Raw genomic sequence first — 16,493 nt, 5'->3', positions numbered from 1 at the left:
AACAACGGCTGTGAGGGAGGGGAAAAACCGCCAGAGCGTTGGGGAGCGTTGGACGGGTGGGCGCAAATACGACTGCGAAGCAAACCGCTTTTAATTATTTGGAGTTAATTTGCATAGGCTTCTGGAAATTTGCATAGGCTAAGGTAAAGCTTGCATATATTACGAAAATATTTGCATAGGCTAAGATGATGTTTGCATATATCAAGGTAAAGCTTGCATAGGACAAGGTGGCATTTACATATATTAAGATAAAGTTTGCATAGGCTAAGATAAAGCTTGCATAGGACAAGGTGGCATTTACATATATCAAGATAAAGTTTGCATAGGTTATAAGTGAGTTTGCATATATCAAGATAAAATATACATAATGATTTTAAGAACGTATTAAAATAAAAAAACCTTGAAGAATCAAGGTTTTGGAGTGTTTTCTGTAGCTGCTGCTTTTCTTTGTGCACTTAAAGTTTTATTGATTTTTGAAAAACTAAAAAGATCCTTTTTAACTGGTTCTTCTTTGTAAAAATTACTGGCAATTTTAGCAACGCTTATTATTTCGTCATAAATTTCATTGAAAGCTTTTAAAGCATTTTCTGTAATTTCTTTACGAGTTCCTTTGAAAGTTTCTTGTGTAACATCGGCATTTTTTAAAGTATCTGCATAAGATGCTGTTTGTGTTAAAATACTTTCGGCAGTTCCTTTGCTTACTATTTCGTTTTTTAAATCATTGGTTAAGTTTGTTTTGAACTTATAAAGTAACTGTACTAAGGCTTCTTGGTCGCCTTTTTGAGCTTCTTTTAAATAGGTTGTAAATCCTAATTGAATAAGTATTTCATTTTGTTTTACAGGTTCTTTTTTAAAATCTTCAGCTATTTGTATTTTTACTTCAGCTAAATCTTTTAAGGCTTGTTTTTGGATAGATAACAGGGTTTGTGTAGCTCCTCTAAGGTTTTTTGCTGAGTCAATCCCTAAATGTTGCTCTAAGGCGTTATTAATGTTGTTTTGTAGATTAGTGAAAAAATCATCTGTCCAGTTACTTCTTTTAGATTGTAAAAAAGTTTTGTTTGCGATTGCATTTTCAATGATGGTTGAACAAGCCACCAACATATCAACATCTTTACCTCTGTACTTTCGTGTTTGTGTAGTCATTTTATTATATGTTTATTATCATTAAACACAAAAGTATATTTTATATTGTTAAGGAAAGTTTAAAAAAGAGTGTTTATATAACACCCAAAAACAACCAACTAAAATAATTAGCCAGTTGTTTAAGTGTTTTTAAGAGGTTTGTTGTTGCAATATTTCTCTTTCTACATTTTCCCAGGTGTTTTGGATTCTTTCTACACCCTTAGTTATCAGCTGGATGTTTTCTAAGATAATTGCTAATTGATGGCTTTGTGTGAGGATTTGTGCCATTAATAGGGCGTTTTTTTCCTGTTCCCACGTTCTGGGAGTTTCATTTTTGTTTGTCATAGTAAATAAATTAAAATTGTTAATTAAGGCTTCAGGTTTGTTTTTCCTAAAGTTTATTGTAGTGGATGCAAAAGGTTGATTTTTGCTTTTAGTTCTTCGAACTGCGTTGTTTTATATTGTTGTGTGGTACTGCTTATTTTGTGCCCTGCAAAGACTTGTACTACTCTTACATCGTGATGTCCTAATAAATTTTTAATGACGCTTTGCCTTATTATTAGTGGTGTAATTTGTTTTTCTTTAGGTCGGTTTTTATTGATGAGCTGGCTAATATCATTTTCTCTATAGGCTTTATTGGTTCGGGTGGTAAATAAATAATCTTCTTGCTTTTTTTCTTTGATGTATTCTATATAATTGATGTATTCTGTACAAAGATATATTTGATAGGCTTTTAGGGGTAGGGTTCTGTTTTTTATGGTGATTTCTGCTTTTTCTTGATTGATGTCTTTTACTTTGATGGCAATAAGTTCGCTAGTGGTCAGGGCTTGTTCTATGAGTAAACTAACCATTAGTTTTTTATGTTTAGGAGTTTGATTGTAATACTCTTCTAATTGTTTTGTGGAATATAGATTTTGGGTTTTTATGGTTTTGTCTATTTTATCTATTAAAATGAGTTTTTTGATAGGATGATCTTTTCTAATACCAATACATTGTAAATATCTATAATATACTTTGATGCTATGTAGATGATTAGCTATTGTTCTTTGTTTTTTGTTGCTTTCTCTAAGTATTTTTAAGTAACGTAATATGTCATTTAGTGTGGCTTTTTCGTGATTAATGGTATGCTCTTGGTACTTATTGATACAACAGTATAAACTTTTATGACTGGATGGGCTAAAGTGGTTTTGAATGTATTCTTTTAAAGTCATCATAATTATAATTTTTTGAGTTGATAGTTACTTATTCTAGTATATATTTCTGTGGTTTCCATTTGTGAGTGTCCTAAAAACGCTTGTACTTGTGGGAGTTGTACTCCGTTTTCTAGTAGATGAGTTGCGATGGAATGACGCAGACCGTGCAGGGTTATTTTTGCTTTTATATTGGCTTTTATAGCTAGTTTTTTTAGTATCATTAAAGCGGTATATCTTTTTAATGGGGTGCCTGCTTTGTTGTATAAAATGTTTTGATGTTTCATTGTGTTGTGTTTTATGGTTTCTAAATAATTGATTAGGTCCTGGTTTATTTTTTTCACTTAATGGAATGACTCTGTATTTATTGTTTTTACCTTTTTGAACGGTTACTGTTTTTTGAACTGTATCAATGTCTTTTAAGGTGATTTGTTCCATTTCGAAGGCTCGAAGCCCACAGCCATAACACAGATTTAAAATGATGGTTTCTTGTAAGTTGGCTTTTGTATAGAGTTGTTTTATTTCCTGTTGTGTGAGTATTTCTCTTTGTGTTTTTTTACTTTAGGGAGTTGTAGCTCATAATAATTAAATGGATTTTTTTTAATGAGTTGTTCTCTTTCTAAATAACTAAAATAGTGTTCTAAACTTCTATAATATCCTTGTATGGTGTGGCTAATTAATCCTTTGTTTTGATAATGTTTAACGTATTTTTCTATATCTGAAGGATTGACTTGGCAGATTTCTTTTTGGGTGATTCTTCTAAAATGGTTTATGTTTCTTATTCGTTGTTCGACTGATAATTTATGGTATCCTAGTATGAGTAATTCTTCTTTATACGATGCTTTATTTATCATTGTCCTACACTGTTTTTGATTATTTCCGACCGCTAGACTTTTTGTTTTGATTTACAGTGTTTTAATCTTTTCTAGCGACCGCTTTTGGAACTATTCCCGAACTATATCCGAACACTTTTACACTTACTTTAATTTATCTAACATCTTTTGTAATTGTTCTTCGCTTAATGTTTTGAAGTTGTCCCAATGTGCTATTTTATAACTATATCCTTTGTTTGAATGTCCTATTTTTAGTAAATATTCTGCTGATGATAATTGTTGTAAATAAGCGTTTATCTGTGTTTTACTCAGTAAAAAACAATCTTTTATATCAAACCTTGTAAATTTGATTTCTTCCCTTTTTTTATCGGCTTTCTTGGCTTTATCCTCGACAAACTTTTTAAGAGCTTCATAAAACAATCTAATTTTCCCCTCCAGTTCGTCCATTTTTAAAATAATACTGTCTTTCATTAATAATAAACCGTTTATAACATCCTCTTTCTCTGCGATTAATTGCCCTTGTGGGGTTTTGTTTCGTTGATACTGATTAAGCAGTACAATTTGATTGATTACGCCCATTACTATATCGTGCATCCGTGTGGGTTTGTGTACATTATCGGGCAACTCTACCAAGTTTGCATAAGGGTTTATGACTTCATAGACTTGTAATAATTTTATGCATTCTCTTAAAAACAACCGGGTTTGTTCCTGTTCTTGTTTGTTAATTTCGCCCTGATAGACTTTGTTTTTATACTCAATGATTCTTTTTGTTTGCTCCTTTGATTCATCGACCGATAACACTATAATTCTACTCATATTATCCTCGTAAAGTTCGCCTTTTGTGGTGGCTGATAAACTGGCAAAAGAAACTTCTACTTCTTTAATTTTACCATCAGCATTGCCTTTTTTGTCTTTTATAGAAGTCGAAGAAGATAATTTTTTATTAGAGATCATTTCACGCACTGCCATTAATGCTTCTTCTTTTAATCCGTCCATATCCTCAAAAACGACCAACTTATACATAAACTCTCCATTTTTATAATTGTACAAACTGCTTTCTGTTACTCTAGTTAAATAAATCACATCTTCGGGCGGTATGAGCAGAGATATTTGTTTGATGGTGTGGGTTTTGCCACTTCCAGAGCTTCCTTGATATAATACGTGTAAATTATAATTCATTTTGTAGGTGGTGGCTGTTACATATTGTAATAACCTGTTGTTTTCTTCTCCTACTATTCCAATTTTTCCAAGTAATTCATTGATGTTGTGGAGTAGGTTTGCTCCTTTTAAAAAGTCGAGGGGTTTTATTGTTAGATGATGGATGCTAGATGATGGGTGTTTTTTTGTGATGTTTTTTTCTCTTATGGGGTCTTGTTCTTTTGTTGTGGTGGCGATGTCTTCTATATTTTGGGATTTTTCAAGTAAATTTTCTTCAGATGAAAGTAAAACAGTCTTTCTTTTTTCTAATAATTCAATGAATATTTCTTTTTCGTAAGCTATTAAAAGGCTGTTGATGTCTTCGCCTTCAGGGGTTTCAACTTGGGTTAGTTTCAGGTTTAAAGTTTCAAGTTCTTGAGCGTATTTCGCTGTTGCTGTGCGACCTGCTTTGTCTCCATCAAAGAAAAATATAATTTCCTCCAGTTCTTTTAGGTTCTTGATTGCATTTAGGTGTTCGGGGGTTAAGCCATTTGTACCATAACACGCTAAAGCCCCCAGCCCCCAAAGGGGGAGTTAGGGTCGTTGAGTACCGTTAATAAACTGGCGCAATCAATAATGGCTTCAGTTAAGATTAGTTTTTTAGTTTCAGGTTTTGGGTAATGTGGGAATAATCCTTTTGATTCTTTTAAATAAAAATGTTTGTAGTTTTTTGTGTCGTCTGCTATACGATAATATAAGCCTGTGATTTGATTTTCTTGGTTTCTAAGGGCAAAGACAATAGATTTTAAACCAAATACATTATACGCCTTTTCGCCTGTTTTAGAGATTATATTTGATTCTGATAACAAACCAAATTCTAAACCCTGGGCGATTACTTCTTTACGTGCTTCTGCTGGATTAGATTCATTTTCAAACCTCCCTGCGTGGTGGAACTGCCCCGAGTTAAAACCGACTAATCCTCTTTTTTCTAATAATGCGGTTAAGTTTCTGCTATGTAAATACTCCTTTGCTGGCGGACTCATATACACCGCTTTTGTAAATGTATCGAAGATTTTTTCTAAAAATTCAATTCGTTTGTTCTCGTCCATTGGTTTTGTTATTACTGGTTTGATTTTATTTTCGGGTTGATTGTTTGCAAGAGCTGCACATTTTAAAAGAGCTTCGTGTTTGGTTATCCCGACGCTTCGGGATTCATAATCCTGCACAAACTGGATTTGGTCGCCTTTTGCTCCGCAGGCGTGGCATTTGTAAAAGTTCTTTTGTAAATTGACTTGTAAACTCGCTGTTTTGTCATCGTGGAATGGACAACATAGCATTTTGTTTTTGTTGGGCTGTAGGTTGTAATGTTGTAGTACCTGGCTTAAACTTAAATTTTGTTTGATGTCGTTGATTTGCATTTTTTAGATTGTTGAAAAAAGTTTTATATACCTTATTGAGTACAAAGATATATTATAAAATATATTCAACAAATTTTATAAGATTTTTATTTACCTAATAAAGTATTTATATTTGTATAATCCTTGAATAGTAAGAGTTTTTATACCTAAAAAGATATACAATGAGTAGTTTCGGTAAAAGATTAAGAGAATGTAGAGAAGTAAAAAATCTATCTCAAAAAGAGTTAGCTAATATTTTAAATACTTCTTATTCTGTGATTGGAAAATATGAAAGAGATGAAATGAATCCTTCTATTGATGTGGCTAAAAAACTAGCTACTATTTTAGATACTACTGTAGGGTATTTATTAGGAGAAAACCAACAAAGCGATTTATTTAAAGATCCTTTAATGCTCAAAAGATTTCAAGATATAGCAACGCTTCCAGATAAAGAAAGAGAATGTTTGCTTACTACCGTTGACCACTTTATCAAATCGGCTAAAATTAGCTTGATGTAGAAATTTAAAAACAAACAAACTAAATTCATTGACTATGATAAATTTTATAGCTTTAATATCGAGAAGTAGTGTTATTCCACCACGTCCTGAGTTAGATAAATCTTTTTTTACCTCTATAAGTATTTTATTGATTATAACAATCATTGGTTGTTATTATGAGTATAAGAAAAATAAAAAAGAGGAAGAAGATTTTGTAAAATACAAAGAAGATTTTTTTAAAAATTTCTAGAAAATAAATAACTCGTATAAAAAGATTCTTGCAGTAATAGGACGCAAAGTACTTTGTTAAATTTAACATTTATGTCTAGTGAAAATCACCAAAAAATATACGAAAAAATTTCAGAATTATTTAATATAAAGTTCAAAGTTCAACTTAAAGGAACAGAAATATATTTTACTCATTTGTACAGGGCAAAAGATTTGATAAATACTGATATTGAATTTTATTCTGTTACACTTTCTAATGGAAAAAAAATAACCTTTTTTGAAAAAGAAGATTTTTTAAAAGGTTTAATAATAAATGTAAAAGATGAAATAGATTTATTAAATAATGAGTACAGAAAGTTGGAGCAATTAGAAAAAAGTAGTGCTTTTATAGATGATTATGATTTATATATGCGTCACGAACATATAGGATATTGTGGAGATAAATTATTAAAACTCTTAAAAAAACTTAGAAACCTACAGAACAATACAAATTAAAAACAGAATTGATTTATATTCAGGTAGAAATAAAAGCTGGAGAAAACAAAACAAAAAAAGCTGTCGAAAATGACAGCTTTTTTTGTTTACATTAAGATTAATGAACCTCAGGAGCTAAATCTGAAAAGTTTTTTGACTTACCGTTTGTGGGTTGGCTTTCATCAATACATTTTTTTAAATGTATTTTTTCAACATTTAAACGGCGTAATTCATTATTAGCGAACCATTCACAACGTACAAAGGAATGAACATTATCAACTCCTAAAACCATCATTTTAACACTTCCTGTTTTAAATTCTACAATGTCTCCAATTTTAAAATCTTCTTCCATACTATTTATTTATTTGTTTATTTGTTTATTTATGCTAAACCACACGAAAGGATTCGTGCGGTAGCGGTGTAAAATTATTTTACTTGATTTTTCCAGTTTTCGACTCTAGAAATAAGTAAATCACGCCATTCTGAACTATTGCATTTTGAAATTAATTTTTCATACTCATCTAAATCAATTTGATTAAAAAGAGATTCGATTAAATGTAATAAAGTCCATTCTAAACCAAAACAACTTTCTCTAGGAAAAAGAGTAATTAATATTTCGGCTTCTTTTAGATTTAGGTTTTTTCCTAAAAAACCTAATTTGTTTTCAAAATCTTCTATTACTGAATCATCAACATCATCATCGTGATTAGGCATTACACCTATGTTTTTTAATTCTAAAACTTCTTTACGTATTTCCATATAATTTTATTTACAATCACTTAGTTTTAATTCTCCTTTTTTCAACATACCATTATTTTCATAAAACTCTATTAATTCTTCTAAAGATTTAGTGTATTTATTAGGAGCTATTTTTTGTACATCTATTATATCGTCTTTTAAAACATCTTTAAAGGGTCTTCCTAAATCTGCTTGTTTTGTCGCTCTACCTTTGGCACCATAAGTTCTTGTTTGTACGTGTTCGTCGTGAGGCATAACAATACAACCTCCTTCAGCTCTTGGCATATGTCCTAATGCATCTTGTGGCATATGATGGGGGGTTAGACCGTCTCCAGGTAATCCTGCTAAATCTTTATAAGGACCAACATCACCAACGTTTACAGGTGATGGCATAAGTCCAAAAATATCAACTTTTGCATTACTATCCTTCACATACCCATAAAACGTCGGGTTATTTCCTGCTAGTCCAATGGGGTCTTGTGACAGATAATACTGCACCACTTTTTGCCCCTGTACAATACCCTTTTGAGCCATCGACAGACATCCTTTTGACTCTCGTGGGTACAAGTTCAAAGGTATCAGCAACAGGATAAAAAGCAGTTTTAGCAGTTTCATTATTTCAAAAATAGGGTAATTTTTTCTTCATCTGAAAAAAAAAAATTGGATTGTTTTTTTATCGGTGAATAATGGCAGGTACAAAACTAACTTTGAGTGTTTTCCCAAGTGAGGGCAAGCATCTTTAGTCGGCTTGCCTTTGGTTTTTAAGGAGCAGTTTTGGTGGTGCGTGGGCTGGTGCGACTGCTCTTTAAAAACCAAAGCCTGCGGAGTTTACGGAGCAGTTAACACGAGCTACTTTTTTTAAATTTTTGTGATAAAAACCAAACAAAGATGCGAGGCTAGAAGTCCGTAAGGCGAACTAGACGAGGATTTTGTGCAGGTTTTTGAACAAATAATTTAAAAATGCAAACTCTTGCGAAGCTCCTATTTTCGGGCGGGAGCGATGGAGAGGGGCTATTTTACATAAATGCCAGTTATAGATGCGAGGCGAAGCGTACCCTTTAGGGCGAGAACTATAACTGCCAATTATGTAACATAGCTTTGGGGGCGGTTTGAGGGATGGGAAGCGGTTGTTTTTTTGGTTGGGGGAAGACAAGCTAATAAAAAAAGGCTTTTTTGTGTGCGAGGGGTTGGGAAAACAAAAAGCCTTTTTTTATGGGCTTGTAGCGCGGGAAAAACAACGGCTGTGAGGGAGGGGAAAAACCGCCAGAGCGTTGGGGAGCGTTGGACGGGTGGGCGCAAATACGACTGCGAAGCAAACCGCTTTTAATTATTTGGAGTTAATTTGCATAGGCTTCTGGAAATTTGCATAGGCTAAGGTAAAGCTTGCATATATTACGAAAATATTTGCATAGGCTAAGATGATGTTTGCATATATCAAGGTAAAGCTTGCATAGGACAAGGTGGCATTTACATATATTAAGATAAAGTTTGCATAGGCTAAGATAAAGCTTGCATAGGACAAGGTGGCATTTACATATATCAAGATAAAGTTTGCATAGGTTATAAGTGAGTTTGCATATATCAAGATAAAATATACATAATGATTTTAAGAACGTATTAAAATAAAAAAACCTTGAAGAATCAAGGTTTTGGAGTGTTTTCTGTAGCTGCTGCTTTTCTTTGTGCACTTAAAGTTTTATTGATTTTTGAAAAACTAAAAAGATCCTTTTTAACTGGTTCTTCTTTGTAAAAATTACTGGCAATTTTAGCAACGCTTATTATTTCGTCATAAATTTCATTGAAAGCTTTTAAAGCATTTTCTGTAATTTCTTTACGAGTTCCTTTGAAAGTTTCTTGTGTAACATCGGCATTTTTTAAAGTATCTGCATAAGATGCTGTTTGTGTTAAAATACTTTCGGCAGTTCCTTTGCTTACTATTTCGTTTTTTAAATCATTGGTTAAGTTTGTTTTGAACTTATAAAGTAACTGTACTAAGGCTTCTTGGTCGCCTTTTTGAGCTTCTTTTAAATAGGTTGTAAATCCTAATTGAATAAGTATTTCATTTTGTTTTACAGGTTCTTTTTTAAAATCTTCAGCTATTTGTATTTTTACTTCAGCTAAATCTTTTAAGGCTTGTTTTTGGATAGATAACAGGGTTTGTGTAGCTCCTCTAAGGTTTTTTGCTGAGTCAATCCCTAAATGTTGCTCTAAGGCGTTATTAATGTTGTTTTGTAGATTAGTGAAAAAAATCATCTGTCCAGTTACTTCTTTTAGATTGTAAAAAAGTTTTGTTTGCGATTGCATTTTCAATGATGGTTGAACAAGCCACCAACATATCAACATCTTTACCTCTGTACTTTCGTGTTTGTGTAGTCATTTTATTATATGTTTATTATCATTAAACACAAAAGTATATTTTATATTGTTAAGGAAAGTTTAAAAAAGAGTGTTTATATAACACCCAAAAACAACCAACTAAAATAATTAGCCAGTTGTTTAAGTGTTTTTAAGAGGTTTGTTGTTGCAATATTTCTCTTTCTACATTTTCCCAGGTGTTTTGGATTCTTTCTACACCCTTAGTTATCAGCTGGATGTTTTCTAAGATAATTGCTAATTGATGGCTTTGTGTGAGGATTTGTGCCATTAATAGGGCGTTTTTTTCCTGTTCCCACGTTCTGGGAGTTTCATTTTTGTTTGTCATAGTAAATAAATTAAAATTGTTAATTAAGGCTTCAGGTTTGTTTTTCCTAAAGTTTATTGTAGTGGATGCAAAAGGTTGATTTTTGCTTTTAGTTCTTCGAACTGCGTTGTTTTATATTGTTGTGTGGTACTGCTTATTTTGTGCCCTGCAAAGACTTGTACTACTCTTACATCGTGATGTCCTAATAAATTTTTAATGACGCTTTGCCTTATTATTAGTGGTGTAATTTGTTTTTCTTTAGGTCGGTTTTTATTGATGAGCTGGCTAATATCATTTTCTCTATAGGCTTTATTGGTTCGGGTGGTAAATAAATAATCTTCTTGCTTTTTTTCTTTGATGTATTCTATATAATTGATGTATTCTGTACAAAGATATATTTGATAGGCTTTTAGGGGTAGGGTTCTGTTTTTTATGGTGATTTCTGCTTTTTCTTGATTGATGTCTTTTACTTTGATGGCAATAAGTTCGCTAGTGGTCAGGGCTTGTTCTATGAGTAAACTAACCATTAGTTTTTTATGTTTAGGAGTTTGATTGTAATACTCTTCTAATTGTTTTGTGGAATATAGATTTTGGGTTTTTATGGTTTTGTCTATTTTATCTATTAAAATGAGTTTTTTGATAGGATGATCTTTTCTAATACCAATACATTGTAAATATCTATAATATACTTTGATGCTATGTAGATGATTAGCTATTGTTCTTTGTTTTTTGTTGCTTTCTCTAAGTATTTTTAAGTAACGTAATATGTCATTTAGTGTGGCTTTTTCGTGATTAATGGTATGCTCTTGGTACTTATTGATACAACAGTATAAACTTTTATGACTGGATGGGCTAAAGTGGTTTTGAATGTATTCTTTTAAAGTCATCATAATTATAATTTTTTGAGTTGATAGTTACTTATTCTAGTATATATTTCTGTGGTTTCCATTTGTGAGTGTCCTAAAAACGCTTGTACTTGTGGGAGTTGTACTCCGTTTTCTAGTAGATGAGTTGCGATGGAATGACGCAGACCGTGCAGGGTTATTTTTGCTTTTATATTGGCTTTTATAGCTAGTTTTTTTAGTATCATTAAAGCGGTATATCTTTTTAATGGGGTGCCTGCTTTGTTGTATAAAATGTTTTGATGTTTCATTGTGTTGTGTTTTATGGTTTCTAAATAATTGATTAGGTCCTGGTTTATTTTTTCACTTAATGGAATGACTCTGTATTTATTGTTTTTACCTTTTTGAACGGTTACTGTTTTTTGAACTGTATCAATGTCTTTTAAGGTGATTTGTTCCATTTCGAAGGCTCGAAGCCCACAGCCATAACACAGATTTAAAATGATGGTTTCTTGTAAGTTGGCTTTTGTATAGAGTTGTTTTATTTCCTGTTGTGTGAGTATTTCTCTTTGTGTTTTTTTTACTTTAGGGAGTTGTAGCTCATAATAATTAAATGGATTTTTTTTAATGAGTTGTTCTCTTTCTAAATAACTAAAATAGTGTTCTAAACTTCTATAATATCCTTGTATGGTGTGGCTAATTAATCCTTTGTTTTGATAATGTTTAACGTATTTTTCTATATCTGAAGGATTGACTTGGCAGATTTCTTTTTGGGTGATTCTTCTAAAATGGTTTATGTTTCTTATTCGTTGTTCGACTGATAATTTATGGTATCCTAGTATGAGTAATTCTTCTTTATACGATGCTTTATTTATCATTGTCCTACACTGTTTTTGATTATTTCCGACCGCTAGACTTTTTGTTTTGATTTACAGTGTTTTAATCTTTTCTAGCGACCGCTTTTGGAACTATTCCCGAACTATATCCGAACACTTTTACACTTACTTTAATTTATCTAACATCTTTTGTAATTGTTCTTCGCTTAATGTTTTGAAGTTGTCCCAATGTGCTATTTTATAACTATATCCTTTGTTTGAATGTCCTATTTTTAGTAAATATTCTGCTGATGATAATTGTTGTAAATAAGCGTTTATCTGTGTTTTACTCAGTAAAAAACAATCTTTTATATCAAACCTTGTAAATTTGATTTCTTCCCTTTTTTTATCGGCTTTCTTGGCTTTATCCTCGACAAACTTTTTAAGAGCTTCATAAAACAATCTAATTTTCCCCTCCAGTTCGTCCATTTTTAAAATAATACTGTCTTTCATTAATAATAAACCGTTTATAACATCCTCTTTCTCTGCGATTAATTGCCCTTGTGGGGTTTTGTTTCGTTGATACTGATTAAGCAGTACAATTTGATTGATTACGCCCATTACTATATCGTGCATCCGTGTGGGTTTGTGTACATTATCGGGCAACTCTACCAAGTTTGCATAAGGGTTTATGACTTCATAGACTTGTAATAATTTTATGCATTCTCTTAAAAACAACCGGGTTTGTTCCTGTTCTTGTTTGTTAATTTCGCCCTGATAGACTTTGTTTTTATACTCAATGATTCTTTTTGTTTGCTCCTTTGATTCATCGACCGATAACACTATAATTCTACTCATATTATCCTCGTAAAGTTCGCCTTTTGTGGTGGCTGATAAACTGGCAAAAGAAACTTCTACTTCTTTAATTTTACCATCAGCATTGCCTTTTTTGTCTTTTATAGAAGTCGAAGAAGATAATTTTTTATTAGAGATCATTTCACGCACTGCCATTAATGCTTCTTCTTTTAATCCGTCCATATCCTCAAAAACGACCAACTTATACATAAACTCTCCATTTTTATAATTGTACAAACTGCTTTCTGTTACTCTAGTTAAATAAATCACATCTTCGGGCGGTATGAGCAGAGATATTTGTTTGATGGTGTGGGTTTTGCCACTTCCAGAGCTTCCTTGATATAATACGTGTAAATTATAATTCATTTTGTAGGTGGTGGCTGTTACATATTGTAATAACCTGTTGTTTTCTTCTCCTACTATTCCAATTTTTCCAAGTAATTCATTGATGTTGTGGAGTAGGTTTGCTCCTTTTAAAAAGTCGAGGGGTTTTATTGTTAGATGATGGATGCTAGATGATGGGTGTTTTTTTGTGATGTTTTTTTCTCTTATGGGGTCTTGTTCTTTTGTTGTGGTGGCGATGTCTTCTATATTTTGGGATTTTTCAAGTAAATTTTCTTCAGATGAAAGTAAAACAGTCTTTCTTTTTTCTAATAATTCAATGAATATTTCTTTTTCGTAAGCTATTAAAAGGCTGTTGATGTCTTCGCCTTCAGGGGTTTCAACTTGGGTTAGTTTCAGGTTTAAAGTTTCAAGTTCTTGAGCGTATTTCGCTGTTGCTGTGCGACCTGCTTTGTCTCCATCAAAGAAAAATATAATTTCCTCCAGTTCTTTTAGGTTCTTGATTGCATTTAGGTGTTCGGGGGTTAAGCCATTTGTACCATAACACGCTAAAGCCCCCAGCCCCCAAAGGGGGAGTTAGGGTCGTTGAGTACCGTTAATAAACTGGCGCAATCAATAATGGCTTCAGTTAAGATTAGTTTTTTAGTTTCAGGTTTTGGGTAATGTGGGAATAATCCTTTTGATTCTTTTAAATAAAAATGTTTGTAGTTTTTTGTGTCGTCTGCTATACGATAATATAAGCCTGTGATTTGATTTTCTTGGTTTCTAAGGGCAAAGACAATAGATTTTAAACCAAATACATTATACGCCTTTTCGCCTGTTTTAGAGATTATATTTGATTCTGATAACAAACCAAATTCTAAACCCTGGGCGATTACTTCTTTACGTGCTTCTGCTGGATTAGATTCATTTTCAAACCTCCCTGCGTGGTGGAACTGCCCCGAGTTAAAACCGACTAATCCTCTTTTTTCTAATAATGCGGTTAAGTTTCTGCTATGTAAATACTCCTTTGCTGGCGGACTCATATACACCGCTTTTGTAAATGTATCGAAGATTTTTTCTAAAAATTCAATTCGTTTGTTCTCGTCCATTGGTTTTGTTATTACTGGTTTGATTTTATTTTCGGGTTGATTGTTTGCAAGAGCTGCACATTTTAAAAGAGCTTCGTGTTTGGTTATCCCGACGCTTCGGGATTCATAATCCTGCACAAACTGGATTTGGTCGCCTTTTGCTCCGCAGGCGTGGCATTTGTAAAAGTTCTTTTGTAAATTGACTTGTAAACTCGCTGTTTTGTCATCGTGGAATGGACAACATAGCATTTTGTTTTTGTTGGGCTGTAGGTTGTAATGTTGTAGTACCTGGCTTAAACTTAAATTTTGTTTGATGTCGTTGATTTGCATTTTTTAGATTGTTGAAAAAAGTTTTATATACCTTATTGAGTACAAAGATATATTATAAAATATATTCAACAAATTTTATAAGATTTTTATTTACCTAATAAAGTATTTATATTTGTATAATCCTTGAATAGTAAGAGTTTTTATACCTAAAAAGATATACAATGAGTAGTTTCGGTAAAAGATTAAGAGAATGTAGAGAAGTAAAAAATCTATCTCAAAAAGAGTTAGCTAATATTTTAAATACTTCTTATTCTGTGATTGGAAAATATGAAAGAGATGAAATGAATCCTTCTATTGATGTGGCTAAAAAACTAGCTACTATTTTAGATACTACTGTAGGGTATTTATTAGGAGAAAACCAACAAAGCGATTTATTTAAAGATCCTTTAATGCTCAAAAGATTTCAAGATATAGCAACGCTTCCAGATAAAGAAAGAGAATGTTTGCTTACTACCGTTGACCACTTTATCAAATCGGCTAAAATTAGCTTGATGTAGAAATTTAAAAACAAACAAACTAAATTCATTGACTATGATAAATTTTATAGCTTTAATATCGAGAAGTAGTGTTATTCCACCACGTCCTGAGTTAGATAAATCTTTTTTTACCTCTATAAGTATTTTATTGATTATAACAATCATTGGTTGTTATTATGAGTATAAGAAAAATAAAAAAGAGGAAGAAGATTTTGTAAAATACAAAGAAGATTTTTTTAAAAAATTTCTAGAAAATAAATAACTCGTATAAAAAGATTCTTGCAGTAATAGGACGCAAAGTACTTTGTTAAATTTAACATTTATGTCTAGTGAAAATCACCAAAAAATATACGAAAAAATTTCAGAATTATTTAATATAAAGTTCAAAGTTCAACTTAAAGGAACAGAAATATATTTTACTCATTTGTACAGGGCAAAAGATTTGATAAATACTGATATTGAATTTTATTCTGTTACACTTTCTAATGGAAAAAAAATAACCTTTTTTGAAAAAGAAGATTTTTTAAAAGGTTTAATAATAAATGTAAAAGATGAAATAGATTTATTAAATAATGAGTACAGAAAGTTGGAGCAATTAGAAAAAAGTAGTGCTTTTATAGATGATTATGATTTATATATGCGTCACGAACATATAGGATATTGTGGAGATAAATTATTAAAACTCTTAAAAAAACTTAGAAACCTACAGAACAATACAAATTAAAAACAGAATTGATTTATATTCAGGTAGAAATAAAAGCTGGAGAAAACAAAACAAAAAAAGCTGTCGAAAATGACAGCTTTTTTTGTTTACATTAAGATTAATGAACCTCAGGAGCTAAATCTGAAAAGTTTTTTGACTTACCGTTTGTGGGTTGGCTTTCATCAATACATTTTTTTAAATGTATTTTTTCAACATTTAAACGGCGTAATTCATTATTAGCGAACCATTCACAACGTACAAAGGAATGAACATTATCAACTCCTAAAACCATCATTTTAACACTTCCTGTTTTAAATTCTACAATGTCTCCAATTTTAAAATCTTCTTCCATACTATTTATTTATTTGTTTATTTGTTTATTTATGCTAAACCACACGAAAGGATTCGTGCGGTAGCGGTGTAAAATTATTTTACTTGATTTTTCCAGTTTTCGACTCTAGAAATAAGTAAATCACGCCATTCTGAACTATTGCATTTTGAAATTAATTTTTCATACTCATCTAAATCAATTTGATTAAAAAGAGATTCGATTAAATGTAATAAAGTCCATTCTAAACCAAAACAACTTTCTCTAGGAAAAAGAGTAATTAATATTTCGGCTTCTTTTAGATTTAGGTTTTTTCCTAAAAAACCTAATTTGTTTTCAAAATCTTCTATTACTGAATCATCAACATCATCATCGTGATTAGGCATTACACCTATGTTTTTTAATTCTAAAACTTCTTTACGTATTTCCATATAAT

At 31.5% G+C, this 16,493-nt stretch carries 25 protein-coding genes and 1 pseudogene; 6 read left to right on the top strand and 20 right to left on the bottom strand.

What is annotated here, in order from left to right; all coding sequences use genetic code 11:
- Positions 1-408: 408 nt before the first annotated feature.
- The 8 genes and pseudogenes from JJC03_RS04475 to JJC03_RS04445 form a co-directional block, all read right to left on the bottom strand.
- Positions 409-1,143, bottom strand: coding sequence for a hypothetical protein (locus JJC03_RS04475; RefSeq protein ID WP_235874081.1), 735 nt, complete (start codon positions 1,141-1,143; stop codon positions 409-411).
- A 129-nt stretch (positions 1,144-1,272) separates the two neighbouring features.
- Complete coding sequence (locus JJC03_RS04470) at positions 1,273-1,467, bottom strand: hypothetical protein (protein WP_235874075.1); 195 nt, start codon at positions 1,465-1,467, stop codon at positions 1,273-1,275.
- 53 nt (positions 1,468-1,520) lie between these two features.
- Entirely contained in the window at positions 1,521-2,336 is an 816-nt protein-coding gene (locus JJC03_RS04465) for a tyrosine-type recombinase/integrase (protein ID WP_235874074.1), read from the bottom strand.
- Between the two features lie 2 nt (positions 2,337-2,338).
- The gene (locus tag JJC03_RS04460; protein ID WP_374226244.1) at positions 2,339-2,656 is read right to left on the bottom strand and encodes a tyrosine-type recombinase/integrase; all 318 of its coding nucleotides are present in this window, start codon (positions 2,654-2,656) and stop codon (positions 2,339-2,341) included.
- Positions 2,657-2,699: 43 nt separating this feature from the next.
- Positions 2,700-2,792: pseudogene (locus JJC03_RS19095) on the bottom strand (hypothetical protein); the annotation flags it as partial.
- A 38-nt stretch (positions 2,793-2,830) separates the two neighbouring features.
- Complete coding sequence (locus JJC03_RS04455; protein WP_235874080.1) at positions 2,831-3,166, bottom strand: site-specific integrase; 336 nt, start codon at positions 3,164-3,166, stop codon at positions 2,831-2,833.
- 123 nt (positions 3,167-3,289) lie between these two features.
- Positions 3,290-4,804, bottom strand: coding sequence for an MTBMA_p00010-related P-loop-containing protein (locus tag JJC03_RS04450; protein WP_508623373.1), 1,515 nt, complete (start codon positions 4,802-4,804; stop codon positions 3,290-3,292).
- Positions 4,805-4,848: 44 nt separating this feature from the next.
- The gene (locus JJC03_RS04445; protein WP_235874072.1) at positions 4,849-5,700 is read right to left on the bottom strand and encodes a CHC2 zinc finger domain-containing protein; all 852 of its coding nucleotides are present in this window, start codon (positions 5,698-5,700) and stop codon (positions 4,849-4,851) included.
- A gap of 161 nt (positions 5,701-5,861) precedes the next feature.
- Between JJC03_RS04445 and JJC03_RS04440 the strand changes: the two genes are divergently transcribed.
- The 3 genes from JJC03_RS04440 (at position 5,862) to JJC03_RS04430 (ending at position 6,899) form a co-directional block, all read left to right on the top strand.
- Positions 5,862-6,197 carry a helix-turn-helix domain-containing protein gene (locus JJC03_RS04440; RefSeq protein ID WP_235874071.1) on the top strand — a complete coding sequence of 112 codons (336 nt, stop codon included), beginning with the start codon at positions 5,862-5,864 and terminating at the stop codon, positions 6,195-6,197.
- A gap of 34 nt (positions 6,198-6,231) precedes the next feature.
- Complete coding sequence (locus JJC03_RS04435) at positions 6,232-6,426, top strand: hypothetical protein (protein ID WP_235874079.1); 195 nt, start codon at positions 6,232-6,234, stop codon at positions 6,424-6,426.
- A 71-nt stretch (positions 6,427-6,497) separates the two neighbouring features.
- Positions 6,498-6,899, top strand: coding sequence for a hypothetical protein (locus JJC03_RS04430; protein ID WP_235874069.1), 402 nt, complete (start codon positions 6,498-6,500; stop codon positions 6,897-6,899).
- Between the two features lie 97 nt (positions 6,900-6,996).
- On the opposite strand, the gene JJC03_RS04425 is transcribed toward JJC03_RS04430, so the two are convergent.
- The 10 genes from JJC03_RS04425 to JJC03_RS04380 all read right to left on the bottom strand — a co-directional run bounded on the left by JJC03_RS04425 (position 6,997) and on the right by JJC03_RS04380 (position 14,550).
- Positions 6,997-7,230, bottom strand: a complete 234-nt coding sequence (locus JJC03_RS04425; protein WP_235874068.1) for a DUF2158 domain-containing protein — start codon at positions 7,228-7,230, stop codon at positions 6,997-6,999.
- 74 nt (positions 7,231-7,304) lie between these two features.
- Positions 7,305-7,637 carry a hypothetical protein gene (locus tag JJC03_RS04420; RefSeq protein ID WP_127823429.1) on the bottom strand — a complete coding sequence of 111 codons (333 nt, stop codon included), beginning with the start codon at positions 7,635-7,637 and terminating at the stop codon, positions 7,305-7,307.
- A gap of 6 nt (positions 7,638-7,643) precedes the next feature.
- Complete coding sequence (locus tag JJC03_RS04415) at positions 7,644-8,150, bottom strand: hypothetical protein (RefSeq protein WP_235874078.1); 507 nt, start codon at positions 8,148-8,150, stop codon at positions 7,644-7,646.
- 1,107 nt (positions 8,151-9,257) lie between these two features.
- Complete coding sequence (locus JJC03_RS04410; protein ID WP_235874077.1) at positions 9,258-9,869, bottom strand: hypothetical protein; 612 nt, start codon at positions 9,867-9,869, stop codon at positions 9,258-9,260.
- Positions 9,853-9,993, bottom strand: a complete 141-nt coding sequence (locus JJC03_RS04405) for a hypothetical protein (RefSeq protein ID WP_235874076.1) — start codon at positions 9,991-9,993, stop codon at positions 9,853-9,855. The genes JJC03_RS04410 and JJC03_RS04405 overlap by 17 nt, the downstream gene beginning before the upstream one ends.
- A 129-nt stretch (positions 9,994-10,122) precedes the next feature.
- A complete protein-coding gene (locus tag JJC03_RS04400) occupies positions 10,123-10,317 on the bottom strand; it encodes a hypothetical protein (RefSeq protein ID WP_235874075.1) in 195 nt (64 codons plus the stop codon).
- Positions 10,318-10,370: 53 nt separating this feature from the next.
- Complete coding sequence (locus JJC03_RS04395; RefSeq protein WP_235874074.1) at positions 10,371-11,186, bottom strand: tyrosine-type recombinase/integrase; 816 nt, start codon at positions 11,184-11,186, stop codon at positions 10,371-10,373.
- Between the two features lie 2 nt (positions 11,187-11,188).
- Positions 11,189-12,016 (bottom strand): tyrosine-type recombinase/integrase, encoded by an 828-nt coding sequence (locus tag JJC03_RS04390; RefSeq protein ID WP_235874073.1) that lies wholly within the window; start codon positions 12,014-12,016, stop codon positions 11,189-11,191.
- Between the two features lie 123 nt (positions 12,017-12,139).
- The gene (locus tag JJC03_RS04385; protein WP_508623373.1) at positions 12,140-13,654 is read right to left on the bottom strand and encodes an MTBMA_p00010-related P-loop-containing protein; all 1,515 of its coding nucleotides are present in this window, start codon (positions 13,652-13,654) and stop codon (positions 12,140-12,142) included.
- A 44-nt stretch (positions 13,655-13,698) separates the two neighbouring features.
- Positions 13,699-14,550 carry a CHC2 zinc finger domain-containing protein gene (locus tag JJC03_RS04380; RefSeq protein ID WP_235874072.1) on the bottom strand — a complete coding sequence of 284 codons (852 nt, stop codon included), beginning with the start codon at positions 14,548-14,550 and terminating at the stop codon, positions 13,699-13,701.
- A 161-nt stretch (positions 14,551-14,711) separates the two neighbouring features.
- On the opposite strand from JJC03_RS04380, the gene JJC03_RS04375 reads away from it, so the two are divergent.
- From JJC03_RS04375 to JJC03_RS04365, 3 genes are read left to right on the top strand one after another with little or no spacing between them, the layout of a single operon-like run.
- The gene (locus JJC03_RS04375; RefSeq protein ID WP_235874071.1) at positions 14,712-15,047 is read left to right on the top strand and encodes a helix-turn-helix domain-containing protein; all 336 of its coding nucleotides are present in this window, start codon (positions 14,712-14,714) and stop codon (positions 15,045-15,047) included.
- A gap of 34 nt (positions 15,048-15,081) precedes the next feature.
- A complete protein-coding gene (locus JJC03_RS04370; RefSeq protein ID WP_235874070.1) occupies positions 15,082-15,288 on the top strand; it encodes a hypothetical protein in 207 nt (68 codons plus the stop codon).
- A gap of 60 nt (positions 15,289-15,348) precedes the next feature.
- Positions 15,349-15,750, top strand: a complete 402-nt coding sequence (locus JJC03_RS04365; protein ID WP_235874069.1) for a hypothetical protein — start codon at positions 15,349-15,351, stop codon at positions 15,748-15,750.
- Between the two features lie 97 nt (positions 15,751-15,847).
- Here the strand turns inward: JJC03_RS04365 and JJC03_RS04360 are convergent, their stop codons facing one another.
- Both JJC03_RS04360 and JJC03_RS04355 read right to left on the bottom strand, forming a co-directional pair.
- The gene (locus JJC03_RS04360; RefSeq protein WP_235874068.1) at positions 15,848-16,081 is read right to left on the bottom strand and encodes a DUF2158 domain-containing protein; all 234 of its coding nucleotides are present in this window, start codon (positions 16,079-16,081) and stop codon (positions 15,848-15,850) included.
- 74 nt (positions 16,082-16,155) lie between these two features.
- The gene (locus JJC03_RS04355; protein ID WP_127823429.1) at positions 16,156-16,488 is read right to left on the bottom strand and encodes a hypothetical protein; all 333 of its coding nucleotides are present in this window, start codon (positions 16,486-16,488) and stop codon (positions 16,156-16,158) included.
- Between the last annotated feature and the right edge of the window lie 5 nt (positions 16,489-16,493).

The organism is Flavobacterium oreochromis, from assembly GCF_019565455.1.
Taxonomy (GTDB): Bacteria; Bacteroidota; Bacteroidia; order Flavobacteriales; family Flavobacteriaceae; genus Flavobacterium; species Flavobacterium oreochromis.
This window is presented reverse-complemented; position numbering and strand designations above follow the sequence as displayed.